We start from the raw sequence: 16,125 nt of genomic DNA, 5'->3' as shown, positions 1-16,125 counted from the left end.
GATTACGGATCGAAGCCGTCGTCGAAGATGACGTCGGACGACGCGTCCGCGCAGCTCACCGCGACGTCGTCGACGTCGGCGGCCACGGTGCCGGCGGCGTCGGCGATCGTGCAGGTCTGGCCCGCCGGTTGCGTCGCGATCGTCACTTCGTACGCGGCGCCGTAGGGCAGCGGGTCGGGGAAGAGGAAGGTCGTCGCCGGCGGATGGATTGCCAGTTCCGCGCCGCCGTTCAGGCGCAGCGCGAGGCCGTCGCCGGTGAGGTCCGCCAGGGTGCCGCCGACCGTGTGCGGATCGGGCTCGAAGGTCGCGGTGAGCGTGCAGTCGGCGAGCAGCGGCGCGGTCGTGTAGGTCGGTGTGGCGAACGTGCCGGGGCAGCCTTCGGCCGTCGCCACGTGGTGGCCCGGCGCCGGCGTCAGGGTGAAGCCGAGCGAAGTTCCGGACGGCACGGTCTGCGGCGTCGACGGGTCGATCGCGCCTTCGCCGACTGCCACCGGCGTGGCGGTGACGTCGCCCGACGGCGCCGGCACGTCGACGAACACCGCGTCCGGTGCACCCGGCGTGCCGCCGCCGAGCGCGTTGACGCCCTGCACGTAGAGGATGTGCCGCCCCGGCGCGAGGCCGCTCAGGGCGACGTCGCCGTGCACCGCCTCGGTCTTGCCGTTGAAGCCGCCATCGGTCGCCGCGAGGGCGATCGGCGTCGCGCCGGGCTGCCATGGCGGCGTGTCGAGGTAGGCGTTGGCGGCCTGGATCGCGTAGGTGGTCTGCGAGCCATTGGACTGGTTGTAACGCAGATCGTCGATGGTGGCGGTCAGCGTCACGTACGACCCGCCGGCGCCCTGCGCGACGGCGGAGACGGCTAGGTCGTAGACGTCCGGCCCGGCCCCCAGGCGATACGGCGCGTGCGCGGTGCGCGCGGCGTATTTCAGCGCGGCGAAATTCTTCGGATAGGTCGCGCCGGTGAACGAGCTGCACGATTCGAAGAACGCGTTGCCCAGCTCGATCGTGTACGACGGCACGCCGAGCAGGCCGTAGAACGTGTCGTCGGTGGCGCCGTCGGTCGGATACAGCTCGATCGCGGCCTGCGGCGTGTAGCCGTTGAACCAGGCCATGCGGCGGCCGAGCGAACGCAGCGCCGTGTCGTTCGGCGCCGGCGATTCGGTGTCGCCCCACGACCACAGCACGAGTCGCGAATAGCTGTGGATGTCGAAGAACAGGCCGGCGTAGTCGTCCGGCGCGGCGGCGTCGACGCCGTCGGCGCGGCGGTCGGGCAGAACGCCGCCGCTGTAGACGCCGCCGCTGCCGGGCGCGCCGGCGACGTAGCTGACGAGGTTCTGCGTCTCCGGTTCGGAGCCGGCGGTCGGGCCGCGATAGGTTTCGTCGCACCGGTCGCTGCTGGAGCCGGTCTCGCCGGTGGTATGCCAGTGGAACGGGAAATTGCGGTTGAGGTCGATGCCGGAGCTCTCCGCGTCGAAACTGCAGTTGCCGCTGACCGTGTCGGTGTTCTTGCGCCACCAGATGCCGGTTTCGGCCTTCTTGCGCCCGTCCGGATTGGCCTGCAGCACGAAGCGGAAGTCGACGTGGTCGACCAGCCAGGTCGCCTGCGCGTCGCTGCCGTAGCCGGTCACCAGCCATTCGGCCATGCGCGTCAGCAGCTCGGCCGGCGTGTACTCGCGCGCGTGGATGGAGCCGAACACGACCATCTTCGGCCGCTGCGGATCGGCCGCGGCGGTGGCGAGGTTGGTCACGCGCAGCGCGCGCATCGTGTAGCCCTGGGCGGTGTTCTGCGTCTTCTGCCAGGTCGGACCGATCTCGTGCACCTCGGCCAGGCCCGGCTGCGCCGCGGCCAGGTCGTCCATGGTCTGGTAGGTGCCTTCCACCGTGCGGTAGCACGCGTAGCCAGGGATGCTCGGGTAGCCGTCCCCGGTCAACTGCGGCGCGCGCGACTGGATCGCCTCGCGCATCTTCGCGTAGGCGCCGCGCAGGCGCGCGGTTTCGCCGGCGTCGATGCTCACGCTCAGGCCGGCGTCCTCGAGCGCGCGGATGCCGGCTTCGTCGGTGTCCACGCGCAGGACCTGGCGCTGCGCGTCGACGTCCACGTGCTGGAAGCGCGACGCGGCGCGGATCAGCGCGGCGCGGTCGGGATAGTGCGCCTGTATCACCCATTCCTCGGCGCGAAGCGGGTTCGCGCAGCAGGCGGCGAGGGCGAGAACGAGCAGGGAAGGGCGCATGGCGGTTCCGGCGCAGGAGGGCCCGCCGGATACTAGCCGTGCGCCGCCGCGTGCGGAAGCGACGAAACCGCGGTTCAGTCCAGCTTGCGCGTGAGCGCGTAGAACACGAGGTTGCCCAGGCCGGTCGCCGCGGCCAGCACGGCGACGACGCCGGCGTTGATCTCGTTCCAGCCGAAGGCCTGGATCGTGCCGAAGCCGATCGCCACCGCGGTCAGGATCAGGCCCGAGCGCAGCGAGGACTGGCGGCGCTGCTGCTGCTCGTTCTGGACCATCGAGCGCATCAGCTCGGTCGATCCGCCCTCCTTGAGCATCCTGCTGCGCAGGCGGGCGTCGATCACCAGCTTCACGCAGTAGGTGATGCACAGGAACAGCACGATCGGGATCAGCAGTTCGAATTCCATGGCGGACTCGCGGGTTGGGGGTTCGGGCATCTGGGATACGGGCGGGGCGGCGGCGGTTGCAGCTGCCCCGCTGCAACCGCCGCCGCGCTCGACGTATCCGTAGCCGGCATGGATGATGCCCGCACATGAACCCGGACCGTGCCCTGGTCGAAGCCGTGCTCGCGCGCGAGCGCGGCGCCTTCGAGCGCCTGGTACGCGAGTACCAGGGCCTGTGCTGGCACATCATCCAGCGCATGGTGCGCCATCCGGAGGACGCGCGCGAGCTGTGCCAGGAGACGTTCCTGCGCGTGCACCAGTCGCTGCACCAGTACCGCTACGAGAGCGCGCTGAAGTCGTGGATCGGCCGCGTGGCCTACTCCATCGCGCTGCGCCACCTCGAGAAGCAGCGCCTGCCGCTGGCCGAGCCGGCCGCCGCCGACGAGGACGACGTGCTCGACAGCGTCGGCGACGAGTTCGACCTGGAGGCCGCCTGCGCCGACGCCGAGGCGGCGCGCCACCTGCACGCGGCGATCGAGGCGCTGCCGCCGCTGCAGCGCACCGTGCTGACGCTGTATCACCTGGAGGAGGCGTCCATCGCCGAGATCGCGCAGATCACCGGTCTGGCCGATGGTACGATCAAGAGCCACCTGTTCCGCTCGCGCCTGCGCCTGCGCGAGGCCCTGGAAAACCGCTTCGGAGTCGCCGCATGAGCACCGAACATCACCGCCGGGCATCGATCGAACGCGAATGGGAGCGGCAGGAACGCGCCCTGGACGAGGAGCGGCGCGGCCTGCCCAGCGCCGGCGAGGACGCGCGCCTGCTGCGCTACCGGCAGCTCGCGCGCGCCCTGCGCCAGCCGCTGGACGAAACCCTGCCGGCGGATTTCGCCAGCCGCGTCGTGCAGCACGTCGAAGCCGAGGCCGCCGCGGCGGAGGAGCGCGACCGCCGTTTCGAGCGCGGCCTGATCGGCGTGCTGGTGGCGCTGTTCGGACTGGCGGTCGGCACGACGATCGCGGTCATCGGCCTGGGCTGGCTGCAGACCCTGGCGCCGGTCGCGCGCCTGCTGGCCAATCCGTGGCTGTTCGCGCTGCTGGCCTGCGTCGGCGTCTCGCGCCTGTTCGAGGGCTGGCGCGGGCATCTGCGCTAGCGCGAGCTTGCCCGCAGCCGCATGCACGCGCTCGCCTCACGGGGCGGACAGCGCGCGCGCGAACAGTCCGCTGCGCAAGCCCGAACCGCCTCATCGACGTCATGCCCGCGAACGCGGGCATCCATTGAAAGCCCCGCTCGAATCTTCGCGCCCGCGCGCCGGCGGTTCTTCCGGCAATCCCCGCGCCATCCGCATTCGAGCAGCCGGACGCTATTCGAGCTGCTCGCGCGCCCAGGCCGCGTCGAGCGCTTCCATCGCGTCGCGCGGCTTCAGCTTGGCCGCCTTGTCCCAGGCCTCGGCGACCTCGTCCTCGCGCTTGTCGCCGTGCAGGAGCAGCAGGCCGTTGCCGTACTCGATCCAGGCGATCGGCGAATCCGGCGTGAGTTTCAGCGCCTGCTTGAGGTGCTTCTCCGCGTCGGCGGCGTTGGCGCCGTAGGTCAGCTTGGCCAGCATGCCGCCGACCTTGCCGACGATCTCGGCGTGGTACAGGCCGAAGGCGGTATGCGCCTCGGCGTGCCTGGGGGCGAGGTCGAGCGTGCGGTCGAGCGCTTCGCGCACCTTGCCGGCCAGGCCCTGCGCCAGCGCCTGGGTGATCGAGATGGCCTGGCTCAGCCGTCCGATCGCGAACGCGCGGCGATAGTGGCTGTTGGCCTCGCCCGGCAGCGCCGCGAGCGCCTCGTCGGCGAGGCGGACCAGCTCCTCGTAGCGCGCCACGCGGGCCTTGGCGTCGTCGACGAGGTAGGTGGCGTGAATGCCGCCGGCCTTGACGGCGACCGAGGCGCCGGCCGCCTTCAGTGCGACGCCCTGTTCGTAGGCCTGCTGGAAATCGCCGCGATGGAAGGCGCGCCAGGCGTCCTGCAGCTGCGCGGCGATCGCGCCGGCGTCCTTGCCCAGCTTCGGACTGGCCTTCAGCAGGGCGGCGACGTGCTCGTCGTCCGGGAACGGCTCCTGGTCGCCGGCGTGCAGCTTCGCCCACGCCTTGGCCAGCTTGTCGCCGGCGTAGTCGTACGCCTTGTCCGGGTGCGCAAACGCCGCCCAGTCCTTCTTCGCCATCGCAGCCTCCTGTCGGCAGGTACTCGCCGCAGTGTGCGCACAACCGGGCGACGCGTCACGCCGCCGTGCGGCAAGGCTTGCGCTGACCGAGGTGCAGCCGCCGCACAACGCGGTGCAGCGGCGAGAGGCGGACCCTCGCAGAGACGCCAAGAACGCAGAGAGAGCAAGAAGAATTCTTTCGGATGATCTTCTCTGCGTTCTCGGCGTCCCTGCGAGAGAGACGATTTTCTTGCGCGAGCGGTACGGTCCACGGTTGAGCCAGGACAGGTGGGCGGGTGATGTACGACCAGCCTTCGGCTGTTGAGAAGCGCCTCCCGTTTTTGCGAGGATGACGAAGCTGTCGACGGCCGCTTAAGACAGCCGGGAAACACTCTAGAATCCGCGCCATGACCGCCCCTGATTCCCGCAACAAGCCCGCCGCGCGTGCCGCGCAGCTGCGCGCGCGCATCGACGACGCCAACTACCGCTACCACGTGCTCGACGATCCCGACATCCCGGACGCCGAGTACGACAAGCTGATGCGCGAGCTGGAAGCGCTGGAAGCCGAGCATCCCGAGCTGGCGACGCCCGATTCGCCGACCCAGCGCGTCGGCAACGCGCCGTCGTCGGCGTTCGCCACGGTGCTGCACGAGATCCCGATGCTCTCGCTCGCCAACGCGTTCACCGACGGCGAAGTCGAGGATTTCGTGCGCCGCATCGTCGAGCGCCTGGAGATCGACGCGCCGCTGTTCTCGGTGGAGCCGAAGTTCGACGGCCTCGCCATCAGCCTGCGCTACGAGGACGGCGTGTTCGTGCGCGGCGCCACGCGCGGCGACGGCGCGCGCGGCGAGGACGTCACTGCCAATCTGCGCACGATCAAAGCGATCCCACTGAAGCTGCGCGGCAACGACTGGCCCGCCGTGCTCGAAGTGCGCGGCGAGGTGTACATGCCGCGCGCCGGCTTCGAGGCCTACAACGAGAAGGCGCGCGCCTCGGACGGCAAGATCAAGCCGCTGGTGAATCCGCGCAACGCCGCCGCCGGCAGCCTGCGCCAGCTCGATCCGCGCATCACCGCGCAGCGGCCGCTGGCGTTCTACGCCTACGCGCTCGGCGTGGTCGAGGGCGGCAAGCTGCCCGATTCGCATTCGGCGATGCTGAAGAAGCTGCGCGAGTGGGGCTTTCCGGTCAGTCCCCTGGTCGACACCGCGCGCGGCGCCGCCGGGTGCCTCGCCTACTACGCGCGCATCGGCGCGCAGCGCGACGCGCTGCCGTTCGACATCGACGGCGTCGTCTACAAGCTCGACGACTTCGCCGGCCAGCGCGAGCTCGGCTTCGTCGGCCGCACGCCGCGCTGGGCGATCGCGCACAAGTTCCCGGCACAGGAGCAGCAGACGCGCGTCGAGGCGATCGAGGTCAACATCGGCCGCACCGGCGCCGCCACGCCGACCGCGCGGCTGGCACCGGTGTTCGTCGGCGGCGTCACCGTGACCAACGCGACCCTGCACAACACCGACCAGGTCGCGCGGCTGGACGTGCGCGTCGGCGACACGGTGATCGTGCGCCGCGCCGGCGACGTGATCCCGGAAGTCGTGCGCGTGGTGCCCGAGCTGCGCCCGGCGCGCACGCATCCCTGGCAGATGCCTTCGCACTGCCCGATCTGCGGTTCGGACATCGTGCGCGAGGAGGGCGAGTCGGTCGCGCGCTGCACCGGCGGCCTGACCTGCGCCGCGCAGCGCACGCAGGCGGTGTTCCATTTCGCCGCGCGCCGCGCGATGGACATCGACGGCCTCGGCGAGCGCTACATCGAGGACCTGGGCGAGTTCGGCTACCTCGGCTCGGTCGCCGACCTGTACAAGCTCAAGCTCGAAGACCTGCTGGAGATGAAGCGCCGCGCCGACGAGCGCGACGGAACGACGCCGGAGACGGTGAAGGCCGGCAAGATCGCGACCAAATGGGCCGAGAACCTGATCGAGGCGATCGAGCACAGTCGCCGCACCACGCTGGAACGCTTCCTCTACGCGCTCGGCATCGAGCACGTCGGCGAGAGCACGGCCAAGGCGCTGGCCGCCTGGTTCGGCGACCTCGCCCTGATCCGCCACCTGCCGTGGCCGCTGCTCAAGCTGGTGCCAGACATCGGCGGCGAGGTCGCGCGCGCGATCGACGCGTTCTTCGAGCAGCCCGGCAACCAGCGCGTCATCGACGACCTGCTCGCGCGCGGCGTGGAGATCACCGACGTGCACGCGCCGTCGCCGAAGCTGCGCGCGGAACTCGCGCTCGGCAACGTGCTGGCGCAGGCGGAGATTCCCAAGCTCACGGCCAAGCGCGCCGACCAGCTCGCCGCGGCGTTCGATTCGATCCAGGCCGTCCTCGCCGCCAACGCCGAGGCGCTGGCCGCGGCCGGGCTGCCGGCCGACACCGCGACCGCGCTGCGCGCCTTCGCCGATTCCGGCGCGGGCGGCCTGCTGCTGCGCCGCTGCGCCGACGCGCTGGCGAAGCTGCGCAGCGTGGTGCCCGCGGCGGACGTGGCCGCGGAAGGCCCGCTCGAAGGCAGGACCGTCGTTCTCACCGGCACGCTGACCGCGCTCACGCGCGACGAAGCCAAGGCCAGGCTCGAAGCGCTCGGCGCGAAGGTCGCCGGCAGCGTGTCGAAGAAGACCAGCTTCGTCGTCGCCGGCGAGGCCGCCGGCTCCAAGCTCGACAAGGCGCAGGAGCTTGGCGTGGAGATCTGGGACGAGGCGAAGCTGCAGGCGTTCCTGGCGGAGCAGGCCTAGGGCCGTCGGCCGTCAGTCCGGGACCGCGTCCAGGAACGTCGCCGACGGCACGAAGAACAGCGCTCCGGTGACCGCCTTGCTGTAGTCGAGCAGGCGGTCGTAGTTGCCGGGCGGACGGCCGACGAACATGTTGACCAGCATCTGCTCGATGCGCCGCGGCGAGCGGGCGTAGCCGATGAAGCAGGTGCCGAACTCGCCCTTGCCGATCTCGCCGAACGGCATGTTGTCGCGCACGATCTCCAGCTGCTCGCCGTCTTCCTCGATCGTGGTCAGCGCGTTGTGCGCGTAGCTCGGCTTGGCGTCGTCGTCGAGTTCGATGTCGTCGAGCTTGGTGCGGCCGACGAATTTCTCCTGCTGCTCCACCGGCACGGCGTTCCAGCGTTTCAGGTCGTGCAGGTACTTCTGCACGATCACGTAGCTGCCGCCGGCGAACGCCGGGTCCTCGTCGCCGACGATCGCCGCGTCGATCGCCGCCTGGTCGACCGGGTTCTCCGTTCCGTCGACGAAGCCGAGCAGGTCGCGGTCGTCGAAATAGGCGAAGCCGTGCACCTCGTCGGCGGTGGCGACCGCGTCGCCCAGACGCGACATGATCTGGATGGCGAGCTGGAAGCACAGGTCCATGCGCGTGGCGCGCAGGTGCAGCAGGATGTCGCCGGGCGTGGAGACCGCGTGGTGCTGCCCGCGGATCTCGCGGAACGGATGCAGCTCCTTCGGCCGCGGTTCGCCGAAGAGGCGGTCCCAGGCATCGGAGCCGAAGCCCATCACGCAGGACAGGCGTCCTTCCAGGTCGCGGAAGCCGACCGCGCGCAGCAGCCCGGACAGGTCGGCGCACAGCGCGCGCACCGTGCGGCGATGTTCGGGCTCGGGTTTCAGGGTCAGGACCATGAAGATGGCGGCGCGCGTGAGCTTGGCCACCACCGGCTGTGGAATTGCGGACACGTCTGGCCCCGTCGTTTTTCGGCCAGTGTAGCGGCCGCCGCACGCGGCGCAAGGAAAGTGCACTCCGACCCGAGTTCTCATCGGCAGAGGTACTGGGGCGAGCCGGCCGCTTTAGTTGGAGGCGCGAAGGGGACAGCACCAATAAGACGTAGCTCTAGGACGGCAAGACAGGGGTGGGCGAGCAAACGACAATGCGGTGGGAGGCCCGGGTCAAAGCCACATAGAGGTGGCGGGCGTCCATTGCTTCCGGGTGGAGGATTACCGCCACCTCAGCTTCCAACCCCTTCAAGAGCAGCGTGCTTCCTACATTCTTTCGCGCCAATGGGCGCCCCCTCTGGCGGAACCTTTCGCGTTCGCGGATCGTTGCTTCATGGAAAGAGCAGCGTCCGTCCGAGGCTTGCTCAAGAGCGCGCAAGCATCGCTCCAAGACTTCATGCCGATAAACGCGCACTTGCTCTTGTTCCCGCATAGCCATGACTGCCCCGTGGGCGGCCCTCAATGTTCGTTCCTCTTCGAACATCAGCAATGCGGCTTCCATCTGCGTAGCCTGATTTCTAGCGCGGCCGACGCGCAACGAAGCCAAACGTTGAAGGGTCTGAGCAGCGGCCAAGTTGGTCATGAGTGACGAAGCGAAGTTCAATAACCGCGCCGTGGCATCCGCAGCGATCGGATCGAAATTGCGGCCGAAGCTGGTGAGGTCCCGCAGGTCGACCGTTTCAACAACGGTGGCCCCGGGAGTTTGCCCGGCTAACTGATGCCGACCGGCCACGTTGCGGGCGTCTCCAATGACCAGCACCGACCCCTGGCCGGTTGCGGCACGTATCCGCATGGTGACCTGTCTGCGGATGTCGCCCTGGTCAGGAGCTACCTGGATGCATTCAATACGTTGAGGCAAGGTGCGTAGGTCGATCTTGTGCCCACGCTCGAGTTCATGGCGTGCACCGAGAAGCCATGTTCCGAGATCGCCGGTCCCTGCGTTGAGCCAACGCCAAGGGATGTTTAGCACTCCTATCGACGGATAGTTCGTAAGCACGTCGGCCTGCCAATCAACCAAGCGCTCTGCGAAGCCGAAGATTGCCTGCATGGGGTCGCCCAAGATGCAGGTAGGAAGGGCGAGCGCTAAGTTGTTGACGATCCGATGCTGAGTTTGGGAGCAATCCTGATACTCATCCACCAGAAGTCGCGAGTAGGTGGCCGACAGGACACCATCCAGATGGCGGCCCTCGAGGACGGTGATGGCCGCCTGGCTTATCGCGGGGTAGTCCGCCCCTGGGTTGTTCAGTTCGAGCACGCCTGGGTTGATCTGGCTCCGTCGGGGGAAGGTCGCGGCCAGTCGCTTGGCAAAGCCATCGATGGTGGCCACCCGATAGGCGCTCGCAGGCACGCCCAAACTCCGAAGCCTGAGGCGCAATGCGCAGACGCCTGCGTTTGTGTGCGTCAGCACCAAGACGGGAAGGTGGCCGCGATGCTGGCGTAAGGCAGCGGCGATCGTGTGGGTTTTGCCGCATCCCGCGGGAGCTGTCACCGAGCCGCGTCGAACTACGAGCAGATCATCCTCAATGCTCATGAGCCCAGCCAAACAGATTGTTCATGTGTTGCTGGAAGCCTGGCGAGGCCTGAGCGAACCGCGGACCGACGATGTCTCGAGCAATGCCCTCGAAGATGCCTTGTTGTTTGAACCACCTACTCTTGTGGGCGACATCGCCCAACAGCTGGCGCACGTTGGGTTGGAATCCATTCGACAGTGCCTCTCCCTGTATTCCATTCAAGGTGAATGCTCCTCCTGAGCAAATGCGGATGCTGTCCGCTACGCTTTCTTGTCCATGGAGGGTCACCGCCCGTGCGATCAGCGCATTTACGCCCGTGTCATCAAGGGAAAGAAACAACTCGTGCTCGGTGGCGCGACCCGTCTCCCATTGGATGTGTCGGCCACCTGCGGCTTGATGAGTGGCGATGACCCCAGGATCGGTCGGCTTGTCATTGTCAACCAACACGACCGTTCGATAACCCAGGGCGCGAAGGGCCTGGCCTCGAAGGAGGCCCCTCTCAGGGGAGCCGCCGCCATTGCCCTTTCGCGCCAACCCATTCCTTTTTAGCTCCCGCTACCGACCATCCAGGCTTTGCATTCCAGATGGGTCAGATACAGCCGCAAATCGAACTCCAACTGGTGGTAGTCCGCTTCGATGTGCGTGCACAACTGGTAGAAAGCCTTGTTGTGCTCGCGTTCCTTCAAGTGCGCCAGTTCGTGCACCACGATCATCTTCAGGAAGTCCCCCGGGGCATCACGGAACACGCCGGCGATGCGGATTTCGCGACTGGCCTTGAGCCGACTGCCCTGCACGCGGGACACCGCGGTGTGCGTGCCGAGTGCATGCTTCATCACCTGCAGCTTGCCGTCGTAGACGACCTTGTTGAGCGGTTCGGCCTTGCGCAGGTGGCGCTCCTTCAGAGCCTGCACGTAGTCGTACAGCGCCTTGTCGGTGCGCACCTCGTGCGGCTCGCGGTACTTGTCGCGCAAGTACGTGCCGAGCCGGTCCTGCGCGATCAGGGCGCGAACTCGCGCTTGGGTGGCTTCGGGATATCCCGCGAGGTACTTCAAGGGCATCGCCTCAAAAGCGCTCGCCGACCGGCAGATAACGCCAGGCCCCCGCGGGCATCTTGCCGAGCGAGATCTTGCCGATGCGGATGCGCCGGATCGCCACGACCTCGAGCCCGACCTGCGCGCACATGTCGCGCAGCTGCCCGCCCTGTACCGCCTTGATCGCGAAGCGCAGGCGGGTTTCGCTTTGCCAGCTGACCTTGCACGGGGGCAACACGCGCCCCTGGTGGCTGAGGCCGTGGTTGAGGCGGTGCAAGCCGTAGGGCGCGATCTCGCCGTGGACTTCGACGATGAACTCCTGCTCGATCTGGTCGCCGTCTTCGGTGAGCCTGCGCCAGACGCGGCCGTCCTGGGTCAGAACCATCAGGCCGCTGCCGTCACGGTCGAGCGGCACCAGCGGCGTCAGCCGGACGAAATGGCGCTTGAGCAGGCGCACGCCGGAAACGTCTTCCGCCCAGCGTGTCGCCGGCGTCACCAGTGCCGTGGCCGGATTGGGGCCGCTGATGGTGTCTAAGCCGGCGGGCTTGTGCAGCAGAACGGTCGCGGGTTCTTCCGCTTCGAGGCGAGCATCGGGGTCGACGGTCACCGTCTCGGTCGACACCCGATGCTGCGGCTGTTCGATCACCATCCCGTCGACCGATACCCAGCCGCCCTCGATGTAGCGCTCGGCCTCCGCGCGGGAGCAGCGGAGCAGGGCGGCGACGCGTTTGGCGAGACGAACGGGGTCGGACATGGGCAAGGGTCGGGAAAGCAGGGCGTGCAGTCTAAAGGTGTGCGCCGCGGGCAGGCGTTTCGGCCGTCATGCCGCCGCGAGTATTCCTCCTCCTGTAGAGAAAACGATCGGCCGGACGTCGATACCCTCAGCCGGGTTCCCGACGGTCGAGCGCATTCAGGTGCTTCTCGACGGCAAACACGTGCGCGTCGTGCTCGCCGAGCGCGCGCAGCGCCTCGGCGAGGTGCGTGAGGTAGTCGCGGTTGGGGCCGCTCGGCCCTTCCGACGTCGCGATATGGTGCGCGATCTCCGCCTCCGAGGCCGGGCCGAGCCAAGCCGCGTTGGTGCGTGCTGCGATGTAGACGAGTCCTTCCGCGCGGTCGCAGTCGTCGAACTCGATCGTCGTCGCGTGACGCAGGTAGCCGTTCTTTTCGCGATGGTCGAGATGGGCGAACACTTCCGGCGTGATCAGGTAGGCCATGCCGGCGCAGAGCGCGCCCGGATCCGGCACCAGGGTCAGCACGCGGCCGGGCGCGTCGGGCGTGCCGCGGTGATCGTGCGAGCCTTGCCAGAAGCGGCGCGACCAGTCGCGGATGCGCGCCTGGCGCCGTTCGATGTACGGAAAATCGGCTTTGTAGATCAGCGACCCGTAGCCGAACAGCCACACCTGCGCGTGGCCGCCGAAACGGTTCATGCGCTGGTTGAGCGCGATCGTGTCGTGAGACATCGGTAGTGGCGAGCGAAACGTCCTGCGCGCATGGTACAGCGTGCGGTTCACTTGCCGACCTCTGGGCGTCGGGAAGCAAGCGCCTGCACGGCTGAGGAAAGTCCGATTGACTCGCCTGACGTCATGCCCGCGAACGCAGGCATCCATGGAAGGCGGCGACTTGGATGAGCAGTCTTCGATGGTGGAACGCCTTGTGGGAATAGCGGCAGAATCGGAAGTCCTCCGAAGTTCGCGCCTGATCGCGTGAATGTCTCCCCGCGCGCTTTCGCGCCATCTTGCACCGGACAGCCCAATGAAGTTCCCGCTCGTCGCCTTGCTGCTTTCCTCCCTCGCGTCGCCCGTTGCCGCGCAGGACATCGACGCCGACCGCCTCGCCGACACCGTGCGGACGCTCGCCTCCGATTTCTTCGAGGGCCGCGCGCCGGGAACGGTGGGCGAGGAGCGCACGGTGGGCTATCTGATCGGCCGCTTCCAGGCGCTGGGACTGGAACCGGGCGGACGCCACGGCAGCTGGGTGCAGGTCGCCTCCCTGCTGCACACGAAACTCGGCACGCCGGCGACGCTGGGCGTGACGATCGGTGGAAAAACGCAAACCTGGCAGCGTGGCCGGGAGGTGTATCTCTCGACGGTCCGCCCCGAGGACCGCGCGGTGATCGACCATGCGCCGCTGGTCTTCGTCGGCTATGGCGTCGACGCGCCGGAGCGGAAGTGGGACGACTTCAAGGGCGCTGACCTCGCCGGCAAGGTCGCGGTGTTCCTGGTCAACGATCCGGATTTCGAAGCGGCCAAGGGCGAGCCGGCCGCCGGCCGCTTCGGCGGCAAGACGATGACCTACTACGGCCGCTGGACCTACAAGTTCGAGGAAGCCTCGCGTCGCGGCGCGATCGGCGCGCTGATCGTGCACGACACGCCAGGCGCGGGATACGGCTGGAACGTCGTCACCAGTCCGCAGGGCGAGAACTACGACATCGAGCGCACGCGGGACAAGCTGAGCCGCCTTGCGCTGCAAGGCTGGATCTCGGGCGAGGCGGCGACGAAGCTGTTCGCCGACGCGGGGCTGGATCTCGCCGCGCAACGCAAGGCCGCGCGGCGGCCGGATTTCCGCGCGGTGGCTCTGAAGGGCACGACGTTCTCCGCCGACATTCCGGTCGCGCACGAAGTCGTGCAGAGCCACAACGTGCTGGCGAAGCTGACCGGCAGCGAGCGGCCGGACGAAGTCGTGTTCTACGGCGCGCATTGGGACGCCTACGGCAAGGGCCCGGCGGACGCGAAGGGCGACACGATCCGCCGCGGCGCGAACGACGACGCGCTCGGCGTCGCCGCGTTGCTGGAGATCGCGCGCACGTTCAAGGCGCAGCCGGCGCCCAAGCGCAGCGTGGTGTTCGGCCTGTGGACCGCGGAGGAACGCGGTCTGCTGGGTTCAGAAGCCTACGCGCTCGACCCGGTACATCCGCTGGAGAAGACGGTCGCCAACCTGACCCTCGACATCCTGCAGACCGCCGGCAAGGCGCGCGACGTGATTCTCGTCGGCGCGGGGCAGGACACGCTCGAAGACGATCTGGCGAAATACGCCAAGGCGCAGGGGCGCAGCGTCACGCCCGAGAGCTTGCCCGAGCGCGGCCTGTTCTATCGCGCGGACCACTTCTCGTTCGCCAAGCGCGGCGTGCCGGTGCTGCTGATGATGGGCATCGCCGGCGCGTCCGATCTCGTCGACGGCGGGCGCGCGGCCGGGCAGAAGTGGGTCGACGACTACACTGGCCGCTGCTACCACCAGCCCTGTGACGCCTACGGGCCGGACTGGAATCTCGCCGGCGCGGTGCAGGACATCGCCGTGATGGCCGACATCGGCCGCGACCTCGCCGATTCCACGCGCTGGCCGGCGTGGAAGGCCGGATCGGAATTCAAGGCGGTGCGCGAGCGGACGGCGTCCGCGCGGCGCTGATCACCGCCAGGCGAGAACCGCGGCGCTCGCCAGGCGCGCCAACCCGAGGCCGACGGCGATAGCGCCGCCGATACGCGCGGCCGACTTGCCGTCCGCCGCGAGGCGTTCCGCCGTGATCCCCACCGTCGCCAGCGTCATCGCGCCGAGATCCATCGAGCCGCCGACGAGCAGCGCCGTCGTCCATCCGGCGCAGCTGCACACGCAATGGCGGCCGATGTGCAGGCCGTGCCGCCAGGCCGAGGCGAGGCTCGCGTTGCCGCCGCGGCTGCAGGCGGGCCAGCCGCGGCAGGCGTCGAGATGGCGGGCCTTCCAGGCGCTGAACTGCAACGCGCCGGCGAGCGTGACGACGGCGCCGCCGACGACCGGGAACGCCAGCACGACACCCGGTTCGCGCAGAACGACGATCGCCGCGACGTGGCTCGCCGCGAACGCGCACAGGCCGACGACGCTCCACGCGACGAAGTAGCCGAGGCCGGCCATCGCGACAGCGCCGGCGAGCCACCTCGTGCGGCCGGTCGCGAGCGAAACGCGCCAGCGCCACAAGGCCGGCGCGAACGAGGGCAGCATCATCGCCAGCGTCATCGCCGACCACAGGACGAGGAACGTCGCCGTCGATGCCGACGGCGACGTTCCGCACATCGCGTCCCACGCGCCCGGCAGCGTCCAGCCGCCGAGCCCCGGTTCCGCATTCGCCATCGGCCCGTGGCAGAGGATCGTCACCGCCGCGCCGGCGACGAACAGCATCGCGCAGAGGCCGAAGAAGACGCGCGAGTCGCCGTGCCGGGACGGGACGTCCCGGCAGGCGGCGATACCGCCCGAGCCGATGGCCGGATTCAGGCGCAGCATGACGCGACTGCGCTGCCCGCCGCGGCGTCGTCGTACTCGTCGTGGCGGCGCCACCAGATGCCGGTCTCGTTGCGGCCCTTCGGCGCTCGATCGAGCCACTGGTACATGCCCCAGACGCCGTCGAGGCCGCGCGCGTAGGCGGAGTAGGCGTGATGCACGGCACCGTCGTGCAGCGCGAACGCGCTCAGCCCCGGCCGGTCGCGGTGGTAGGTGGATACGTCGGTGCCGCAGGTCGCGGCCAGCTGCGCTTCCGCGCCGGCGCCGGCGTTCTCGCCGTCACGCCACGCGAGCGAGGTCTCGCGCCGGTAGTTGTATTCCATGCTCCCGTCGCGCAGCTGTTCCTCGCTGAACCAGACGTTGAAATCGGCGTTGAAGCCGCTGCCGGCCGACGAAGCCCAGGGGAAGGACCAGCCCATGCGCCGGCGGTACGCCTGCAGCTTGGCCAGCGGCGCGAGCGACACCGCGGTGAAGGCCACGTCGTGGTTCTCCAGGTGCACGAACAGGCCGTCGAAGCCGTCGGCGATCGACGAGCACGAAGGGCAGCCGGCCTCGAAGCCAGGTCCGAACATGAAGTGGTAGACCAATAGCTGCGAGCGACCGCGGAACAGCTCGGCCAGCGTGGCCTCGCCCTGCTCGGTGTCGAAGCGGTAGGACTCCTCGACGCGCACCCACGGCAGCGCCTGCCGGCGTCGCGCCAGTTCGTCGCTGCGCCGCGTCAGCTCCTTTTCCGCCTGCAGCAATTGCAGGCGCTCGGCGCGCCATTCCTCGCGCGTTCCGGTCCGGTGGGTCATGGCTCGTTCTC

General features: G+C 68.8%; 15 protein-coding genes. 4 read left to right on the top strand and 11 right to left on the bottom strand.

All coding sequences use genetic code 11. From position 1 onward, the window contains the following. Positions 1–2 precede the first annotated feature (2 nt). Complete coding sequence (locus ACFO6Q_RS08065; protein ID WP_380020116.1) at positions 3–2,228, bottom strand: M14 family zinc carboxypeptidase; 2,226 nt, start codon at positions 2,226–2,228, stop codon at positions 3–5. Between the two features lie 74 nt (positions 2,229–2,302). Next, positions 2,303–2,629 carry a hypothetical protein gene (locus tag ACFO6Q_RS08060; RefSeq protein ID WP_380020115.1) on the bottom strand — a complete coding sequence of 109 codons (327 nt, stop codon included), beginning with the start codon at positions 2,627–2,629 and terminating at the stop codon, positions 2,303–2,305. Positions 2,630–2,754: 125 nt separating this feature from the next. On the opposite strand from ACFO6Q_RS08060, the gene ACFO6Q_RS08055 reads away from it, so the two are divergent. Then, positions 2,755–3,318 (top strand): RNA polymerase sigma factor, encoded by a 564-nt coding sequence (locus ACFO6Q_RS08055; protein WP_380020114.1) that lies wholly within the window; start codon positions 2,755–2,757, stop codon positions 3,316–3,318. Continuing rightward, positions 3,315–3,755 (top strand): hypothetical protein, encoded by a 441-nt coding sequence (locus tag ACFO6Q_RS08050; RefSeq protein ID WP_380020113.1) that lies wholly within the window; start codon positions 3,315–3,317, stop codon positions 3,753–3,755. Before ACFO6Q_RS08055 ends, ACFO6Q_RS08050 begins: the two co-directional genes overlap by 4 nt. A gap of 210 nt (positions 3,756–3,965) precedes the next feature. Here the strand turns inward: ACFO6Q_RS08050 and ACFO6Q_RS08045 are convergent, their stop codons facing one another. Continuing rightward, a complete protein-coding gene (locus tag ACFO6Q_RS08045) occupies positions 3,966–4,808 on the bottom strand; it encodes a tetratricopeptide repeat protein (protein WP_380020112.1) in 843 nt (280 codons plus the stop codon). Positions 4,809–5,194: 386 nt separating this feature from the next. Here ACFO6Q_RS08045 and ligA point away from each other — a divergent pair, with 386 nt between their 5' ends. Continuing rightward, the gene (ligA, locus tag ACFO6Q_RS08040; RefSeq protein ID WP_380020111.1) at positions 5,195–7,558 is read left to right on the top strand and encodes an NAD-dependent DNA ligase LigA; all 2,364 of its coding nucleotides are present in this window, start codon (positions 5,195–5,197) and stop codon (positions 7,556–7,558) included. A gap of 12 nt (positions 7,559–7,570) precedes the next feature. On the opposite strand, the gene ACFO6Q_RS08035 is transcribed toward ligA, so the two are convergent. From ACFO6Q_RS08035 to ACFO6Q_RS08010, 6 genes are all read right to left on the bottom strand, one after another. Beyond that, the gene (locus tag ACFO6Q_RS08035) at positions 7,571–8,497 is read right to left on the bottom strand and encodes a Dyp-type peroxidase (RefSeq protein ID WP_380020110.1); all 927 of its coding nucleotides are present in this window, start codon (positions 8,495–8,497) and stop codon (positions 7,571–7,573) included. A 154-nt stretch (positions 8,498–8,651) separates the two neighbouring features. Next, complete coding sequence (locus tag ACFO6Q_RS08030) at positions 8,652–10,064, bottom strand: UvrD-helicase domain-containing protein (protein ID WP_380020109.1); 1,413 nt, start codon at positions 10,062–10,064, stop codon at positions 8,652–8,654. Further along, entirely contained in the window at positions 10,054–10,491 is a 438-nt protein-coding gene (locus ACFO6Q_RS08025) for a hypothetical protein (protein WP_380020108.1), read from the bottom strand. Before ACFO6Q_RS08025 ends, ACFO6Q_RS08030 begins: the two co-directional genes overlap by 11 nt. 98 nt (positions 10,492–10,589) lie before the next feature. After that, a complete protein-coding gene (locus ACFO6Q_RS08020) occupies positions 10,590–11,096 on the bottom strand; it encodes a YgjP-like metallopeptidase domain-containing protein (protein ID WP_380020106.1) in 507 nt (168 codons plus the stop codon). Positions 11,097–11,106: 10 nt separating this feature from the next. Further along, positions 11,107–11,829 (bottom strand): rRNA pseudouridine synthase, encoded by a 723-nt coding sequence (locus tag ACFO6Q_RS08015; protein ID WP_380020105.1) that lies wholly within the window; start codon positions 11,827–11,829, stop codon positions 11,107–11,109. A gap of 127 nt (positions 11,830–11,956) precedes the next feature. Next, complete coding sequence (locus tag ACFO6Q_RS08010; RefSeq protein ID WP_380020104.1) at positions 11,957–12,535, bottom strand: gamma-glutamylcyclotransferase; 579 nt, start codon at positions 12,533–12,535, stop codon at positions 11,957–11,959. 292 nt (positions 12,536–12,827) lie between these two features. Between ACFO6Q_RS08010 and ACFO6Q_RS08005 the strand changes: the two genes are divergently transcribed. Next, positions 12,828–14,477, top strand: a complete 1,650-nt coding sequence (locus ACFO6Q_RS08005; RefSeq protein ID WP_380020103.1) for a M28 family metallopeptidase — start codon at positions 12,828–12,830, stop codon at positions 14,475–14,477. Here the strand turns inward: ACFO6Q_RS08005 and ACFO6Q_RS08000 are convergent, their stop codons facing one another. After that, on the bottom strand, positions 14,478–15,323 hold the full coding sequence (locus ACFO6Q_RS08000; protein WP_380020102.1) for a DUF2182 domain-containing protein: 846 nt from the start codon (positions 15,321–15,323) through the stop codon (positions 14,478–14,480). Further along, positions 15,311–16,114, bottom strand: coding sequence for a DUF899 domain-containing protein (locus ACFO6Q_RS07995; protein WP_380020101.1), 804 nt, complete (start codon positions 16,112–16,114; stop codon positions 15,311–15,313). Before ACFO6Q_RS07995 ends, ACFO6Q_RS08000 begins: the two co-directional genes overlap by 13 nt. Between the last annotated feature and the right edge of the window lie 11 nt (positions 16,115–16,125).

It is taken from the genome of Dokdonella ginsengisoli, assembly GCF_042652785.1.
In the GTDB taxonomy this organism is placed as follows: domain Bacteria; phylum Pseudomonadota; class Gammaproteobacteria; order Xanthomonadales; family Rhodanobacteraceae; genus Dokdonella_A; species Dokdonella_A ginsengisoli.
The sequence above is the reverse complement of the archived record's forward strand: the minus strand, read 5'-3'. Positions and strand labels throughout refer to the sequence as shown.